Origin of the sequence: Bradyrhizobium sp. 63_E2_N1_3 (genome assembly GCF_052076005.1) — a bacterium.
Classification (GTDB): domain Bacteria; phylum Pseudomonadota; class Alphaproteobacteria; order Rhizobiales; family Xanthobacteraceae; genus Bradyrhizobium; species Bradyrhizobium barranii.
In genome coordinates, this window is record NZ_CP197235.1 from 2,206,435 (window position 1) to 2,220,969 (window position 14,535).

14 protein-coding genes and 1 pseudogene are annotated in these 14,535 nt (G+C 65.2%); 11 read left to right on the top strand and 4 right to left on the bottom strand.

Going from position 1 to position 14,535, the window contains the following annotated elements; translation table 11 throughout:
• Positions 1-122 precede the first annotated feature (122 nt).
• Positions 123-974, top strand: a complete 852-nt coding sequence (locus AB7531_RS10330; protein WP_063981629.1) for an SDR family oxidoreductase — start codon at positions 123-125, stop codon at positions 972-974.
• 7 nt (positions 975-981) lie between these two features.
• Here the strand turns inward: AB7531_RS10330 and AB7531_RS10335 are convergent, their stop codons facing one another.
• Positions 982-1,602 carry a hypothetical protein gene (locus tag AB7531_RS10335; RefSeq protein WP_063981630.1) on the bottom strand — a complete coding sequence of 207 codons (621 nt, stop codon included), beginning with the start codon at positions 1,600-1,602 and terminating at the stop codon, positions 982-984.
• A gap of 106 nt (positions 1,603-1,708) precedes the next feature.
• Between AB7531_RS10335 and AB7531_RS10340 the strand changes: the two genes are divergently transcribed.
• Together AB7531_RS10340 and AB7531_RS10345 are read left to right on the top strand one after the other, a co-directional pair.
• Complete coding sequence (locus AB7531_RS10340) at positions 1,709-2,374, top strand: TetR/AcrR family transcriptional regulator (protein ID WP_063981631.1); 666 nt, start codon at positions 1,709-1,711, stop codon at positions 2,372-2,374.
• A 303-nt stretch (positions 2,375-2,677) separates the two neighbouring features.
• Positions 2,678-4,393 (top strand): sulfatase-like hydrolase/transferase, encoded by a 1,716-nt coding sequence (locus AB7531_RS10345; RefSeq protein ID WP_063981632.1) that lies wholly within the window; start codon positions 2,678-2,680, stop codon positions 4,391-4,393.
• Positions 4,394-4,398: 5 nt separating this feature from the next.
• Here AB7531_RS10345 and AB7531_RS10350 read toward each other — a convergent pair whose 3' ends face one another.
• Together AB7531_RS10350 and AB7531_RS10355 are read right to left on the bottom strand one after the other, a co-directional pair.
• Positions 4,399-5,958: a glycine betaine ABC transporter substrate-binding protein gene (locus tag AB7531_RS10350; protein ID WP_063981633.1), complete on the bottom strand. Its 1,560-nt coding sequence runs from the start codon at positions 5,956-5,958 to the stop codon at positions 4,399-4,401.
• Positions 5,955-6,737 (bottom strand): ATP-binding cassette domain-containing protein, encoded by a 783-nt coding sequence (locus AB7531_RS10355; protein WP_063981634.1) that lies wholly within the window; start codon positions 6,735-6,737, stop codon positions 5,955-5,957. Before AB7531_RS10355 ends, AB7531_RS10350 begins: the two co-directional genes overlap by 4 nt.
• Before the next feature lie 279 nt (positions 6,738-7,016).
• Here AB7531_RS10355 and AB7531_RS10360 point away from each other — a divergent pair, with 279 nt between their 5' ends.
• The 6 genes and pseudogenes from AB7531_RS10360 (at position 7,017) to AB7531_RS10385 (ending at position 12,066) form a co-directional block, all read left to right on the top strand.
• Positions 7,017-7,835, top strand: coding sequence for an ABC transporter ATP-binding protein (locus AB7531_RS10360; protein WP_014493075.1), 819 nt, complete (start codon positions 7,017-7,019; stop codon positions 7,833-7,835).
• The gene (locus AB7531_RS10365; protein WP_063981635.1) at positions 7,835-8,620 is read left to right on the top strand and encodes an ABC transporter permease; all 786 of its coding nucleotides are present in this window, start codon (positions 7,835-7,837) and stop codon (positions 8,618-8,620) included. Before AB7531_RS10360 ends, AB7531_RS10365 begins: the two co-directional genes overlap by 1 nt.
• Before the next feature lie 102 nt (positions 8,621-8,722).
• Positions 8,723-9,259 (top strand): DUF305 domain-containing protein, encoded by a 537-nt coding sequence (locus AB7531_RS10370; RefSeq protein ID WP_063981636.1) that lies wholly within the window; start codon positions 8,723-8,725, stop codon positions 9,257-9,259.
• Between the two features lie 9 nt (positions 9,260-9,268).
• Positions 9,269-10,737 (top strand): annotated as a pseudogene (locus tag AB7531_RS10375) (YncE family protein).
• 49 nt (positions 10,738-10,786) lie between these two features.
• Positions 10,787-11,296, top strand: coding sequence for a sigma-70 family RNA polymerase sigma factor (locus AB7531_RS10380; RefSeq protein ID WP_210387729.1), 510 nt, complete (start codon positions 10,787-10,789; stop codon positions 11,294-11,296).
• Entirely contained in the window at positions 11,293-12,066 is a 774-nt protein-coding gene (locus AB7531_RS10385) for an anti-sigma factor family protein (RefSeq protein WP_063981638.1), read from the top strand. Before AB7531_RS10380 ends, AB7531_RS10385 begins: the two co-directional genes overlap by 4 nt.
• A 73-nt stretch (positions 12,067-12,139) precedes the next feature.
• Here the strand turns inward: AB7531_RS10385 and AB7531_RS10390 are convergent, their stop codons facing one another.
• On the bottom strand, positions 12,140-12,589 hold the full coding sequence (locus tag AB7531_RS10390; RefSeq protein ID WP_015684397.1) for a cupin domain-containing protein: 450 nt from the start codon (positions 12,587-12,589) through the stop codon (positions 12,140-12,142).
• A 139-nt stretch (positions 12,590-12,728) separates the two neighbouring features.
• Here AB7531_RS10390 and AB7531_RS10395 point away from each other — a divergent pair, with 139 nt between their 5' ends.
• Complete coding sequence (locus AB7531_RS10395) at positions 12,729-13,754, top strand: ABC transporter substrate-binding protein (RefSeq protein ID WP_063981639.1); 1,026 nt, start codon at positions 12,729-12,731, stop codon at positions 13,752-13,754.
• A gap of 29 nt (positions 13,755-13,783) precedes the next feature.
• Positions 13,784-14,488, top strand: coding sequence for a hypothetical protein (locus AB7531_RS10400; protein ID WP_063981640.1), 705 nt, complete (start codon positions 13,784-13,786; stop codon positions 14,486-14,488).
• Positions 14,489-14,535: the final 47 nt, after the last annotated feature.

Genomic DNA, 14,535 nt, shown 5'->3' on the forward strand with positions numbered 1-14,535 from the left:
CGAAGCTCGCGCGCCGCTTCATCTTAAGAATCGACACCCGCGACGTCCCTTTGAGCGTTGGGTGGCATTGCGCTGACACATCCTTCTCTCCATGATCGCGGGAACTTGAGGGGGAGGGGTCTATGCGATCTGTCGTCGTCACCGGCGCGTCCACCGGCATCGGCTGGGCCATTGCGAAATTTCTGATCGGGCGCGGCTACCGCGTCTTCGGCAGCGTCCGCAAGCAGGCCGACGCCGACCGGCTCAGGGGTGAGTTCGGCGCGAACTTCACGCCGCTCCTGTTCGACGTTACCGACGAGGCCGCCGTGCTCGCCGCTGCGCGCCAAGTTCGCGAAGCGCTGGCTGGCGAGACGCTGGCGGGGCTCGTCAACAATGCCGGCATTGCGGTCGCGGGGCCGGTCCTGGAATTGTCGGTCGACGATTTCCGCCGCCAGATGGACATCAACGTCATCGGCCCGGTCATCGCGACGCAAGCCTTTGGGCCGCTGCTCGGCGCGGACCCATCGCTGAAGGGGCCGAAGGGGCGGATCGTGATGATCAGCTCGGTCGCCGGCAAGAACGGCAATCCGCTGTCGGCGCCTTACTGCACCTCCAAGCATGCCATCGAAGGCCTGTCGGAGAGCCTGCGGCGCGAGCTGATGCTGTTCGGGATCGACGTCATCATCGTCGCCCCGGGCGCAGTGAAGACGCCGATCTGGAGCAAGGCCGAAGAGATCGATCTCTCCGTCTATCAGAACTCGCCCTATCTGCCGGCGCTGAACAAGGTCATGGCGTTCATGATGGACCTCGGTGCGAAGGGTCTGCCGGCCGAGCGGATCGCCGAAATCGTGTTCGAGGCGCTGACCGCCGCAAGCCCCAAGGTGCGTTACCAGATCACGCCGGACCCGCTGCGCCATCTGATCGGCGCATTGTTGCCGAAACGGACGGTCGATCGCATCATCGCCAAGCGCCTCGGGTTCCTGCCGCAGGGCTGATCGACGTTCAGCTCGCTTCGGCCGTCCGTCGGCGGGGGTGGGCGGCCATCGCGATCAGGCGCAGCGCCATCACGGCGAGCAGCGGAATGAGGAAGGCGGCATAGAGCGGCATCGCCGGCACGCGCTTGCCGAACGACACCATGAACTGGAACCAGAGGTAATAGCCGCCCACGAGGTGCAGCACGCGCCAGGCCTGCGGTCCGAGCAGCGCGGCGGTGCGGTCGAACGAGGTCGCGCTCATGGCGATGATGAACGCATAGCCGATGCCGCCGAAGATGTAGGAGGCGGCCGAGGTGGCCTCCACAAAGCCGGCCGGGTCCATTTTGGCGAAGGCAACGATCGCAACTGCGTGGATGGCGTGGGAGGCCGCAAAGCTCAGGCCCAGATCGCGGCGGTTGCGGCGCTGCCAGCGGGTCCAGGCGTTCGGCCACAGCCGGGCGAGCGCCGCTGCACTGAAGGCAAGGCAGAATAGCAGCAGCGAGCTTCGCGCCGTGAAACGGATCACCATCCGCACGCCCTCGACCTCGAACTGCCGCATCGACGCGATCCACAGGCTGAGCGCGATCAGGCTCAGGGTGAGAACGGCGAGCAGCCGCCAGCCCTCAAACCAGTTTTGACGTTGTGACATGGCGGTCTCCTCCCTAATGTAAGCATCGATTACATTTCAGGCTGGCGAAATCGTCAACGGTGTAATCGGTGCTTACATTCACGTTCGGGTGATGCTAGGAAGCACCATGCCCGCCCGACAGCCGTCCAAGCCGCGCACCCGCCGCCAAACGCCGGAAGCCCGGCCGTATCATCACGGCGACCTCCGCCGCGTGCTGATCGATGCTGCGTTGCAACTGGCGGCGGAGGGTGCCGAAGTCTCGGTGCGCGAGGCCGCACGCCGGGCCGCGGTTTCGCCGGGGGCGCCGTTCCGGCACTTCCCCAACCGCGACGCGCTGATGGCGGCGGTGGCCGGGGAGGCGCAGCGGCGCTTTCGTGCCGAGATCGAGGTGGCGCTGGGCCAGGCGCCGGCCACCGACCCGCTCGGCCGCTTCCGCGCCTTCGGGCTCGCCTACCTGCGCTGGGCGATGCGCAATCCCGCGCATTTCGAGATCATCTCCACGGGGCGCTACTTCGCCCATGGCAGCTCCGTGGAGCTGACACGCGACAATGCCGAGCTGATCGCTCTGACCGAACGGATGCTGGCAGACGCGGCGGAGCAGGGCCTGCTGCGGTCGGCCGACCTCAAGCGCATCCAGATCGCCGGCCGCGCCCTGGTCTATGGCTTTGCCCGGATGAACCTCGACGGCCACTTTCCGCGCTGGGGGGTGGAGGAGGGCGAGACCGAGCGGATGGCGGAAGGGGTGATCGACCTCTTCATCGCGGGGATCGCGAAGTCGGGCCGCGGCTCCTGAACTGACTGACCCTCATGGCGACGAGGCGCGTAGCGCCGTCTCGAACCATGCAGGCCCACTCGGGCCTCGCCCTTCGAGACGCCTGCTTCGCAGGCTCCTCAGGGTGAGGGGATGGAGTTGGCCGTGCGGCTGTTCGCCGCCTGCTAACATTAAGCGAAGGTCGGACCGCGACACGCGTTGCTTGTCCGTGACCATTCAATTACAGTTTTATGACACGGTGCAGGCTTCCGGCTGCGCCGAACGCCGCAGGCCGGCCCGACGGCTGGGTATTCATCGCGCCGGACCAGAAGTTGCGTGCCGTCGATGGCGTCCGCGCCGAATCCAGGTCCTTCTGCCACCACCGCCGTGCTGGCGAGCGTTGCCGCGCTCGGCATCTGGCGCCTGCTTGCGGTTGCCGCGCCGCATCTTGCCGCCCTCGCGCTCATGTACGAGACCGAGACCGATTTGGGTTCGCGGCTTTCGTTCGTGCTCGCCTGGGGCATCCTCAATTTCTTCTGGATCACGCTCTTGCGGCGGCCGGCATTGTCGGGCGCGCTGTCGCTGACCATGGTCGTCGTGCTGGTGCTGCTGTCGCGTCTCAAGCACGACGTCGTGCAGATGACGGTCAACTTCATCGACCTGATGATGATCGACCGCGACACCGTGGCGTTCCTGTTCACGATCTTCCCGAACCTGCGCTGGTCGGTGATCGGGGCCGGCCTCGTCACGCTGCCGCTGATGTATGCGCTGTGGTGGCTCGATCCGTTTCGCATCCGCCGCCTGCCGGCGTTCGCGTCCACGCTCGCCTGTCTTGCCGCACTGGTCGGCTATTCGCTCTATCATCCGGACGAGGCCTGGCGCGGCTATTACGACGACGGCTATCTCTCGAAATTCTTCCGCTCCGGCGTCAGCGCGGTCTCCGATTTCGCGCAATACGGCTTCATGGAGTCGGCGACCTCGACCAGCGAACGGCTCAACATGCCGCTGGTCGATGCCTGCCACCCCGCGGGACGGCGGCCGAACATCATCATGGTCCATGATGAATCGAGCTTCGACATTCGCGCCGCCCAGGGCATCAAGGTGCCGCCGCGCTATGGCGATCATTTCAAGTCCTTTGACGGCAAGCAGCGCACGTTCCTGGCCGAGAGCAATGGCGGGCCGAGCTGGTTCACCGAATACAACGTGCTCGCTGGTCTCTCCTCGCGCTCGTTCGGCCGCTTCGCCTATTTCGTGACGCGCATCGCCTCAAACCGCGTCGAGCGCGGCCTGCCGCTGGCGCTGCGCCGCTGCGGCTATGACACGCTATCGCTCTATCCCGCCTATGGCGGCTTCATGGGCGCGCGCAGCTTTCAGGTGACGACCGGCGTCGAACGCTTCCTCGACTCGAAGGATCTCGGCGCCAAGGACGTCGAGCCGGACTCCTTCTTCTACGACAAGGCGCTCCAACTGATGGGCCAGCAGCCGCCGAACAAGCCGCTGTTCACCTTCATCTATCTCGGCGCCAATCATTTCCCCTGGGAGACGCGTTTCCGCCCCGACCTGCTGCCGAACTGGCGCGCGCCGGGCAATAATGTGGCGTCCATCGACGAATATCTGCGCCGGCAAGCGATGAGCGCCGAGCAGTACAGAGCGTTTGTCGCGGGGCTGAAGAAGAATTTTCCCGGCGAGCCCTTCCTGATCGTGCGCTACGGCGACCACCAGCCCGAGTTTGCGCCGAACCTCCTCGAGCCCGGGCTCGACGAGGGCGCGCTCGGCAAGAAGCTCGACGCCTACGATCCGCGTCTCTACGCGACCTATTACGCGATCGACGCCATCAATTTCGAGCCGGTGAAGAGCGAGGCCGTGATGGACACGGTCGACGGCCCTTATCTCCCGCTGGTGATTCAGGAAGCCGCCGGCATTCCGCTCGATCCCTCCTTCGCCGAGCAGAAGCAGATCATGCTCCGCTGCAAAGGCATCTTCTACGGCTGCAAGGACGGCGCCGAGGCGCGGCGGTTGAACCGGCTGCTGATCAATGCCGGGATCATCCGGGGGCTGTAGTCGGCCTACCGCTTGCCCACCTTCTCCCAAAGCCACTTCGCCACCGCATCCGGCGATGAATTCGCGTCGTTGCCGCTGGCGCGCAAATTGGCCTCTCGCATCGTGGCGATGTCGATCTTGCCGAGCAGCGGCTCGAGCGCGGCCTGTAGTCGCTCATCGCCGGCGCGCTTCGGCGCCAGCAGCAGGATCGCGTCGTAGGGCGGGATCGCGTGCCTGGGATCGTCCAGCACGACCAGATCGTATTTCGCGATCAGCCCGTCGCTGGTGTAGCCGGCGATCACGTCGACCTCGCCGCTGGCGACGGCCGCATACATGAAATCCGGCTGCATCTGGCGCTGGGCGCGGAACGAGAGGCCATAGGATTTTTGCAGCGCCGCCCATTCGGGGCGCGAGAAGAATTCGTAGTCGCCGGCGATGGACAGCGCCGGTGCATGTGCGGCGAGATCGGCGATGGTGCGGATGCCGAGCGCCTCGGCGCGCTTCTTCGGCATCACCAGCGCATAGGCGTTCTCGAAGCCGAGCTCGCCGAGCAGGGTGATATGGTCCTTTGCGAGCGCCGTCTTGAGCTCCGCCAACAACTCCGCGCGCGGCTTGATGTCCGTGCGGTGCAGCTGGTTGGCCCACAGCGTGCCGGAATAATCGACATAGAGATCGATGTCGCCGGCCTTGAGCGCCTCGAAGATCACGCTGGAGCCGAGACCCGACCGCGCGGTCGCGGGGAGACCGGCGGCCTGGAGGCGGTCCCTCAGCAGGGCCGACAGCACATATTGCTCGGCGAATGTCTTGGCCCCGACGACATAGCTCTGCGACGAGCGTCCCATCGTCGGCACCAGCGTTGCGAGGACCAGCGCCGCGATCCCGATGCCGCCGAGCGCGGCAGGCAGGCGGCTGCGGTGGCGCAAGCCGCTCTCGATCAGGCCGAGCAGCTGATCGACGGCGAGCGCGAGCAGGGCCGAGGCAAAGCAGCCGAACAGCACGAACACCCAGTTCTGGGTCTGAAGCCCGGCAAAAATGTAGTTGCCGAGGCTGGTCTGCCCGATCGGCGTCGACAGGGTCGCGGTGCCGATCACCCACACCGCCGCGGTGCGGATGCCGGCCATCATCACCGGCAGCGCCAGCGGCAACTCGACCATGACGAGCGACTGCCGCGCGGTCATGCCGACGCCTTTGGCGGCTTCGATCAGCGCAGGATCGATGCCGTTGAGGCCTGTGATGCCGTTGCGCAGCACCGGCAGCATCGAATAGAGCGCGAGCGCCAGCATCGCCGGCAGGAAGCCGAAAGCGGAGAAGGAGATTCCGAACCAGGCGAGTGTCAAGGACGCGGCCAGCAGCAGCAGCGGATAGAACAGCGCGAGCAGCGCCAAGCCGGGCACCGTCTGCACGATGCTTGCGAGCGCGAGCAGGATAGCGCGCGGCGCCGGGCGGTTGCGGGTCAGGATCGCCAGCGGCAGGCTGACGGCGAGGCCGAGCGCGAGCGCGGCGAGGCTGACCCGAACATGGTTGCCGAGATAGTCGGGGAGATGCGACAGCGCCTCGCCCCAGCGCGGATCGGCGAACAGGCTCATGCCGCACCGCTCGGCGGCAGTAGCGCGTTCAGCCGCTCGACCTGGCGTCGCGGCGTGCGCAGCAGCTCCAGCACATAGGCGTCGCCGCTCGTCGAGAGGTCCGCGGGCGTGCCCTGCGCCAGCAGTTGTCCGCCGCGCATCACCGCGATGCGGTCGGCGAGCAGGATCGCCTCCGTCATGTCATGGGTGATCATGACGGTGGTCAGGCCGAGCTTGCGATGCAGTTCGCGAAAATCCTCGCCGAGCGCATCGCGGGTGAGGGGATCGAGCGCGCCGAACGGCTCGTCCATCAGCACGATGCGGGGCCGTGCCGCGAGCGCCCGAGCCACCCCCACGCGCTGGCGCTGGCCGCCGGAGAGCGCCTCGGGCAGGCGATCGCGATGCGCGCGACGGTCGAGTTGCACGAGCTCGAGCAGCTCGTCGACCCGCGCGGTGATGTCCGCTGCCGGTGCGCCCAGCAGCCTTGGCGTGATTCCGATATTGTCGGCGACGCTCAGATGCGGAAACAGCCCGCCGCTCTGGAAGACGTAGCCGATCCGGCGCCGCAGCGAGACAGGATCGACGGTCTGCACATCCTCGCCCTCGACCGTGATCGTGCCGGCATCGGCCTCGATCAGCCGGTTGGCGAGCCGCAGCAGCGTGGTCTTGCCGGAGCCGGAGCCGCCGACGATGGCCAGAAATTCGCCCTCGGCGATATCGAGCGACACATCGTCGACGGCCTTGAGTGAGCCGAAGTTCTTGCTGACGTGGGAATAGCTGATGGCAGGTTTGGAAGGCATTCGACGCGGCTCACTCTTCCTTACCCTCCCCTGGAGGGGGAGGGTCGCTCGCGCGAAGCGCGGGCGGGGTGGGGTGATCTCTCAACACGGGCGGTGTTGGACGTGGAGGGACCGTCACCCCACCCCGGTCCGCATTCCGCTTCGCTTCATGCGCACCGACCCTCCCCCTCCAGGGGAGGGTGAAGGAGGCGACGGACCCCATGCGTAGCACGCTTGGCGGCTCGATTGAACTTGGCCGCGCGAGCGGCTAAGGCATCGGGCCAAGTTCGGAGGGAACACATGACGACGCCCACGGCAGTGGCGCTGGAAGACGCCAAAGTCGCGTTCCGGCTGGGGGACGACCGGGTCTATACGGCGGTGGAGAAGGCCCATCTTTCGGTCGCGCAGGGCGAGTTCGTCGCCATCGTCGGGCCGACCGGCTGCGGGAAATCGACCCTGCTCAACGTCGCGGCCGGCCTGCTCAAGCCCGCCGCCGGCAGCATCAAGATTTTCGACCGGCCGCTTGCGGGGCTGAACCGGGACGCCGGCTACCTGTTCCAGGCCGATGCGCTGTTCCCCTGGAAGACCGCGCTCGACAATGTTGCGATCGGGCTCGAGATCGCGGGCACGCCCCGCGCCGAGGCGCTGCAACGCGCGCAAAAATGGCTGACTTCCGTCGGCCTCGGCGCCTTCGCCAACCGTTATCCGCACATGCTCTCGGGCGGCCAGCGCAAGCGCGTGGCGCTGGCACAGGTGCTGATCCGCGACCCAAAGATACTCCTGATGGACGAGCCGTTCGGGCCGCTCGATGCGCAGACCCGCCAGGTGATGGGCAATCTGCTGCTCGACCTCTGGAATGCCGACCGCAAGGCCGTGCTGTTCGTGACCCATGATCTCGAAGAGGCGATCGCGCTCGCCGACCGCGTCGTGATCATGTCGGCGGGGCCGTCCTCGCGCATCATCGGCGACTGGCGCGTGAGCTTGCCGCGCCCGCGCGATATTTTCGAGGTGCGGCTGGACAAGGAGTTCCATGCGCTCCACCGCGAGATCTGGAGCGTGCTCAAGGACGAGGTGATGAAGGGCTACGCGCAATCGACTCAAGCGGCGGAGGCGATCTGATGTCGCGCGTGACGCTGCTTGCGCTGCAAGTCCTGGTCGCCGTTGTCTGCCTTGCACTGTGGCAGCTCTTTGCGACCGTGCCGGTGTTCGGAAAAATCCTGTTGCCACCGTTCTTCTTCTCCAACCCGGTCGACGTGTTCAGCCAGATCGTCAAATGGTTCTCGTCCGGCGTGATCTGGAAGCATCTCGGCATCACGTTGACGGAATCGATTCTGGCGTTCGTGATCGGATCGCTCGGCGGCGTGCTGGTCGGCTTCTGGTTCGCGCGCCAGCCGCTGGTTGCCGCGGTGTTCGATCCTTACGTCAAGATGGTCAACGCGCTGCCCCGCGTCGTGCTTGCGCCGATCTTCGCGCTGTGGCTGGGCCTCGGCATCTGGTCCAAGGTCGCGCTCGGCGTGACTCTGGTGTTCTTCATCGTGTTCTTCAACGTCTATCAGGGCGTCAAGGAGGTCAGCCGCACCGTGCTCGACAATGGCCGCATGCTCGGCATGAGCGAGCGGCAGCTGATGCAGCATGTCTATTGGCCGTCGGCGCTGTCGTGGATGTTCTCCTCGCTGCACACCTCGGTCGGCTTCGCCGTGGTCGGCGCAGTCGTCGGCGAATATCTGGGATCGGCGGCGGGGCTCGGCTATCTGATCCAGCAGGCCGAAGGCATCTTCGACGTCGCCGGTGTGTTCGCCGGCATGTTCGTGTTGTCGGCCTTCGTCATCCTGATCGACTTCGGGGTGACGCTGGTTGAGCGCAGGCTGCTGGTCTGGCGCCCGACCGTGGACGGGCGGGGGTAGTCCGCCTCGTTTGGCTGCTGACGTTTATGTGATTGACCGCCCGGAATAGAACGCCCGGCCATACGTCATACCCCCATGCAACCACCTGCATGGGAGTTCAGGATGCCCCCCTCACAGTTCCGCCGCGCCGTAGCGGTGTTCGCAGGCAGATGCCGATGGCCCAGGCCCGGCCTCGGTACGGCGTTCCTTGCCGCGCCAATTCTGGTCGCGTCCGCACTCCCGCTGCTCGTGTTCGCGCATGAATCCCATCCGGCCGCCCCGCCGGCCGCGGTGAGCACGGAGGAGCGTGCGTTTTTGGAAGAAAACGAAGCGGCGATGACCAAGATGATGAACGACATGGCGGCCAAGCCGACCGGCGACATCGATCGCGACTTCGTCGCAATGATGAGTCCGCATCATCAGGGCGCGATCGAGATGGCGGTCATCGAATTGCGCTATGGCAAGAACGAGCAGCTGCGGCGCATCGCCCAGGAAATCATCGTCGACCAGATGCAGGAGATCGCGGCCATGAAGCTCGCGATCGGCGAGCCGGCGACAGACACCACGCCCGCCCCGACCCAACCGCCCTCCGCTCCCAACACAACCGTCCATCATCATCCGGGCATGCAGATGGATATGTCCACGGGAATGAAGAAGTAGGAGTCGCAGATGACCACGTCACGAAGCACCATGATGAAGAGCATTTTCCTGGCGGCCACGATGCTTGCGACGGGTTCGGTCGCGAGGGCGGGCAGGCGCCGGGCGCGCTGTCCGGCCCCGATATTCCGATCAGCCACCACGACCGTGTGTACGCCGCAGAGCAGTTCTCGAATACGGTCTCGGTCACCGATCCCGTCGATAACAAGCTGCTTGGCGTGATCCGGCTGGGCGACCCGCAGCCAGGCAATTTCAGCCCGCTCTACAAGGGGCAGGTGCTCGTGCACGGTATGGGCTTTTCGCCCGATCACAAGACGCTCGCCGTGGTGTCGATCGGTTCCAATTCGGTGAGCTTCATCGACACCGCGACCAACGCGGTCAAGCATATCACTTACGTCGGACGATCGCCGCACGAGGCGTTCTTCACGCCGGACGGCAAGGAAGTGTGGGTCACCGTTCGCGGCGAGAACTACGTCTCCGTCATCGATCCGATCAGCTTCAAGGAGAAGACTCGCATCACGACCCCGAACGGGCCGGGCATGCAGATTTTCTCACCCGACGGCAAATACGGCTACATCTGCTCGTCGTTCAATCCCGAGACCGACGTCGTCTCGGTGGCCGAGCACAAGATCATCGCCACGGTGAAGCAGGAGAGCCCATTCTGCCCGAACATCGCGGCGACGCCGGATGGAAACCAGGTGTGGTTCACGCTGAAGGACGTCGGCCGGACACAGGTGTTCAACGCCAGGCCACCGTTCAACGCGATCAAGACGATCGATACCGGGCCGATCACCAACCACGTCAATTTCGCGCACACCGCCAAGGGCACGTTCGCCTACGTCACCATCGGTGGCCTGAACGAAGTAAAAGTGTTCCGCACCGACGATTTCTCGCAGGTCGCGACGATCCCGGTCGGCAATCTGCCGCACGGCGTCTGGCCGTCCGGCGATGGCACGCGCATCTATGTGGGGCTGGAGAACGCGGACGCACTCGCGGCCATCGACACGGCGACCAATAAGGTGGTCGGGAACGTTCCGATCGGCCAGGCGCCGCAGGCAATCGCGTATGTTCCAAATGCTGCGCCTAACCCTGATGACCGCCAGAATTTGCAGGCCCTCGGCGTTGCCGGCCAAGTCGCTCATCTCACGCTTGCGTCGAAGGACGGTGCGAAGGACGGCACGGCGCCGACCAGCGTGTCGCTGTTCGATCAGGGCCTGATTCAGATCTTGCAGGCTTCGGTGACGGGACTTCAGCCCAAGCAGAAATATGTGCTTGCCCTGGCGGAGCATGGCGACGGCAGTGGCCCGTTGCAGCCGTTGGCGGCGTTCATGACCAATCCGGCTGGATCTGCCATCGTCAATGTGGCCGGTCCGATCCGGCAGATCGTCGACCAGTCCGCCGCTGAAGCAAGGCGGTACCTGGTGATTGCGGCCGGTGACGCGGCCATGCCTGGTGAGGCGGTCCAGATCGAGGCGCGATGACGCGCCGTCCGACGTCGGCAAAGGGCAGGTGGAGCGGCTCGTGAAGGACATGCTGGTTCAGGTCGAGCCGCTTATCCCCGCGCTCCGCCGCTACGCGCGCGCGCTTTTGCGCGATCGCGTGGCTGCCGATGATCTGGTTCAGGATTGCCTGGAGCGTGCCGTCAGCCATTGGCATCAGCGGCGCGACGGCAGCGTGCGCGCCTGGCTGTTCAGCATCCTCCACAATCTGGCGGTCACGCAATTCCGTCAGGCGACGGCGCGGGGCAGGCATATGCCGATCGACGATGCAGGCGAGCGTGAGCTTGTCAGTGCCGCCGCGCAGGAGCACAGGCTGATCTATCAGGATGTCCTGAAAAAGCTTGCGAGACTGCCGGAAGAGCAGCGTGCCGTGTTGTTGCTTGTTGCGGTTGAGGATCTATCCTACGCGGACGCCGCGGGAGTGCTGAAGATCCCGGTCGGGACCGTGATGTCACGCCTGTCGCGCGCGCGGGAGAGGCTATTGCAGGAGATGGAGGGCGTGGCTCCAGGGAACGTCGTGGCATTGCGGGGCGTGAAATGAACCGCCGGCCGATCACCGAGGATGATCTCCACGCCTATGTCGACCAGGCGCTCGAGCCTGAGCGGCGCGCGGAGGTCGCATCCTATCTGGACGATCATCAGGATGTCGCCACGCGCGTTGCGGCCTTCGCCACCCAGCGCGAGCAGCTGCGCGGGGCATTTGCGTCGATCGCCGACGAGCCGTTGCCGGCCGAGCTGAATCTGTCGCACATCATCGAAAGCCGGAGGCGGTCTCCCATGCGGGCGTGGTGGGCGATCGCTGCGATGTTGCTTCTCGGCATCGGCGGTCTCGGCGGATGGACCATGCGCGGCGTCTTGCAGGAGGGCTCGAACGGACTGTCTGCGCTGGCACAGGAGGCGGCCTATTCGTATGGCGTTTACGCACCGGACCGCGTGCGGCCGGTCGAGATAAGGGCGTCCGACAGTGCCGAGCTCACGCGATGGGTATCGAATCGGCTGAAACAGCCGGTCAAGGTGCCGGACCTCTCCGGCTCAGGTTATCGGTTGATGGGCGGTCGCCTGGTTGCGACGTCGCACGGCCCGGCCGCGATGTTCATGTACGATGACGATCGCGGCGACCGGCTTGTCGTGCTGACGCGTCCGATGAGCAACCGCAACCTGGATACGCCGATGATGCCGCAATCGACCGGCGATGTCGCGGGCTTCGTGTGGGCAGATGGCGGCATGGGTTACACGCTCGTCGGCCAGCTTCCGGGAGACACCCTCAAGCCGATCGCGAACGAGATCCGGAAGCAGACGCGCCCGATCTAGCCTCGAAACCGACGAAATGGGCCCGCACGGCAGTGCGAGCCCGAACGTTCAACCGGCCCGAGTTGCGGGGAGCCTAATCCAGCAGCTTGGTGTCATCGGGCGCCTGCGGAGGCGTCTTGATCGCGATGGCCTTGACTTGACCGCTGATCGGCTTGGTGCCGCCATGCGGCGTTCCCTTGGGGATGATGACGAGGTCGCCGGGTTTCACCGTCACCTCCTTGTCGCCGAGCCAGATCGTCCCGGTCCCGTCCAGGATGTACTGGATCTCGTTGGTGTTGGGATGCATGTGCTTGGGCACATTGCCGACCTGGATCGAGATGGTGGCGCCGTCGGCGCTGGCAAACATCTTGGAACGGTAGCCGACATTGTTGGCGGGCCCGAGCGCGTCGCCTTCCATCTCGCCGGTATGGATGATCTGCGCGGTGACGTTCTCCGCGGCCAGCGCCGGCCGGAGCAGTTGGTTTGCGCCGCATCCGGCGGCAAAGGCGGCGGCGATCGACAGCCCGATTGCAAGGCGATTCATGGATGATCCTCCCCATCAAGAATTGTTCTTGTCTGAGCATGTTATTGCGCCGAAAGGCCAATGGCCAGTGCCACTTAAGCGGTGCTTCTCAAGCCAGTCCCGCTGCTCTATGGTGCCGCCGGCCGAACGGAGGAAACCAATGAAGAACACGATTGCCAGGCTCGCCGGCGCGCTGCTCGCGCTCACGCTCACCACCGGTCTTGCCGCGGCGCAAAGCAAGGTCACCATCGCGATCGGCGGCGGCGCCTGCCTGTGCTATCTGCCGACGGTGCTGGCAAAGCAGCTCGGCGAATACGAGAAGGCGGGCCTCAATGTCGAGCTCGTGGACCTCAAGGGCGGCTCGGACGCGCTGAAGGCCGTGCTCGGCGGCAGCGCCGACGTGGTCTCCGGCTATTTCGACCATTGCGTCAACCTCGCCGCCAAGAAGCAGGAGCTTCAAGCCTTCGTGGTCTATGACCGTTATCCCGGCCTCGTGCTGGTGGTCTCGCCGTCGCACACGAACGAAATCAAGTCGATCAAGGATCTCGCCGGCAAGAAGGTCGGCGTCAGCGCGCCCGGCTCCTCGACCGACTTCTTCCTCAAATATTTGCTCAAGAAGAACGGGCTCGATCCCGCCGGCACCGCCGTGATCGGCGTCGGCCTCGGCGCCACCGCCGTGGCCGCGATGGAGCAGGGGCAGATTGACGCCGCCGTGATGCTCGATCCCTCCGTCACCGTGCTCCAAGGCAGCCACAAGGATCTGCTCATCCTCAGCGACACCCGGACCCAGAAGGACACGCTCGAGACGTTCGGCGGCGAATATCCGGGCGGCGCGCTGTACTCGACCGTGGCCTGGATCAACGGCCACGAGAAGGAAACGCAGGCGCTCACCAACGCAATGCTGGCCACGATCGGCTGGATCCATTCGCATTCGCCGGAGGAGATCATGGCGAAGATGCCGGACGAGATGGTCGGCAAGAACAAGGAGCTTTATCTCGCCGCGCTGAAGAACACGATCCCGATGTTCTCCGAAACCGGCAAGATGGACCCGAAGGGCGCGGACGCGGTGCTCGCGGTGTTCAGCGTCGGCTCGCCCGAGGTGGCCGCCGCCAAGATCGACGTCAGCAAGACCTTTACCAACAAGTATGTCGATCAGGCCAAGAAGACCACGGGGAATGCCAAATAACTGACGCGAAGGCATTGTAATCAGCTGTCATGACGTCATTGGTCATTCATCGCGTCACGACGCTTGATCTTGCCGTGCGGCCAATCGCCTGGCCGTTCGCGGAGGAACGCCGCGCCGAGATCGCGGCGCATTTCGCCGAGAAGCAGCGCGAGCGGCCGAAGATGTGGAACGGCCGCGTCCTGCTCGGGCGCGATGCCGTGTTCACGGACGGCCATCTCGCCGCGACCTATTTCGAGACGGATTTCGCGAGCTTCCTTGCCTGGCGCGACTGGGGCTTTCCCGACAGGGCCGTGTTCAACGGTTTTGGCATGGGCGCGCTGCGCGCCTCCGACGGCGCCTTCATCATGGGCGAGATGGCGCAGCACACCGCCAATGCGGGCCGCATCTATTTCCCCTCGGGCACGCCCGATCTGGACGACGTCAGTGACGGCGCGCTCGACATTCCCGGCAGTGTCATCCGCGAACTCGGGGAAGAGACCGGCTTGACCGCGGCCGACTACCGGACCCAGCCGGACTGGCACTGTGTCGTCACTGGTCCGTCGATTGCAATGATTCAAATCATCAACCTGGACATGCCGGGTGACGTGGCCCGGGCCCGGATCGAGGCCAACCTCGCCCGCGAAGCCGAACCGGAGTTGTCGGCCATTCATCTCGTGCGCGGGATGAGTGATCTCACGCCGACCATGCCGCGATTTGTCACGGCCTTTATCGAGCAGCAGTTCGCGTCGCGCTGAAGCGCGAGGCTTGACATCGCTGCCCCCAGCCCATGTGATGGGCCAAA

Excerpts from the sequence above, each read along its gene's own strand:
- AB7531_RS10390 (WP_015684397.1), bottom strand. The coding sequence starts at position 12,589 with ATGAATCGCCTTGCAATCGGGCTGTCGATCGCCGCCGCCTTTGCCGCC.
- AB7531_RS10335 (WP_063981630.1), bottom strand. The coding sequence starts at position 1,602 with ATGTCACAACGTCAAAACTGGTTTGAGGGCTGGCGGCTGCTCGCCGTT.
- AB7531_RS10350 (WP_063981633.1), bottom strand. The coding sequence starts at position 5,958 with ATGAGCCTGTTCGCCGATCCGCGCTGGGGCGAGGCGCTGTCGCATCTC.
- AB7531_RS10340 (WP_063981631.1), top strand. The coding sequence starts at position 1,709 with ATGCCCGCCCGACAGCCGTCCAAGCCGCGCACCCGCCGCCAAACGCCG.
- AB7531_RS10345 (WP_063981632.1), top strand. The coding sequence starts at position 2,678 with ATGGCGTCCGCGCCGAATCCAGGTCCTTCTGCCACCACCGCCGTGCTG.
- AB7531_RS10330 (WP_063981629.1), top strand. The coding sequence starts at position 123 with ATGCGATCTGTCGTCGTCACCGGCGCGTCCACCGGCATCGGCTGGGCC.
- AB7531_RS10400 (WP_063981640.1), top strand. The coding sequence starts at position 13,784 with ATGACGTCATTGGTCATTCATCGCGTCACGACGCTTGATCTTGCCGTG.
- AB7531_RS10360 (WP_014493075.1), top strand. The coding sequence starts at position 7,017 with ATGACGACGCCCACGGCAGTGGCGCTGGAAGACGCCAAAGTCGCGTTC.
- AB7531_RS10385 (WP_063981638.1), top strand. The coding sequence starts at position 11,293 with ATGAACCGCCGGCCGATCACCGAGGATGATCTCCACGCCTATGTCGAC.
- AB7531_RS10380 (WP_210387729.1), top strand. The coding sequence starts at position 10,787 with ATGCTGGTTCAGGTCGAGCCGCTTATCCCCGCGCTCCGCCGCTACGCG.
- AB7531_RS10395 (WP_063981639.1), top strand. The coding sequence starts at position 12,729 with ATGAAGAACACGATTGCCAGGCTCGCCGGCGCGCTGCTCGCGCTCACG.
- AB7531_RS10355 (WP_063981634.1), bottom strand. The coding sequence starts at position 6,737 with ATGCCTTCCAAACCTGCCATCAGCTATTCCCACGTCAGCAAGAACTTC.
- AB7531_RS10365 (WP_063981635.1), top strand. The coding sequence starts at position 7,835 with ATGTCGCGCGTGACGCTGCTTGCGCTGCAAGTCCTGGTCGCCGTTGTC.
- AB7531_RS10370 (WP_063981636.1), top strand. The coding sequence starts at position 8,723 with ATGCCCCCCTCACAGTTCCGCCGCGCCGTAGCGGTGTTCGCAGGCAGA.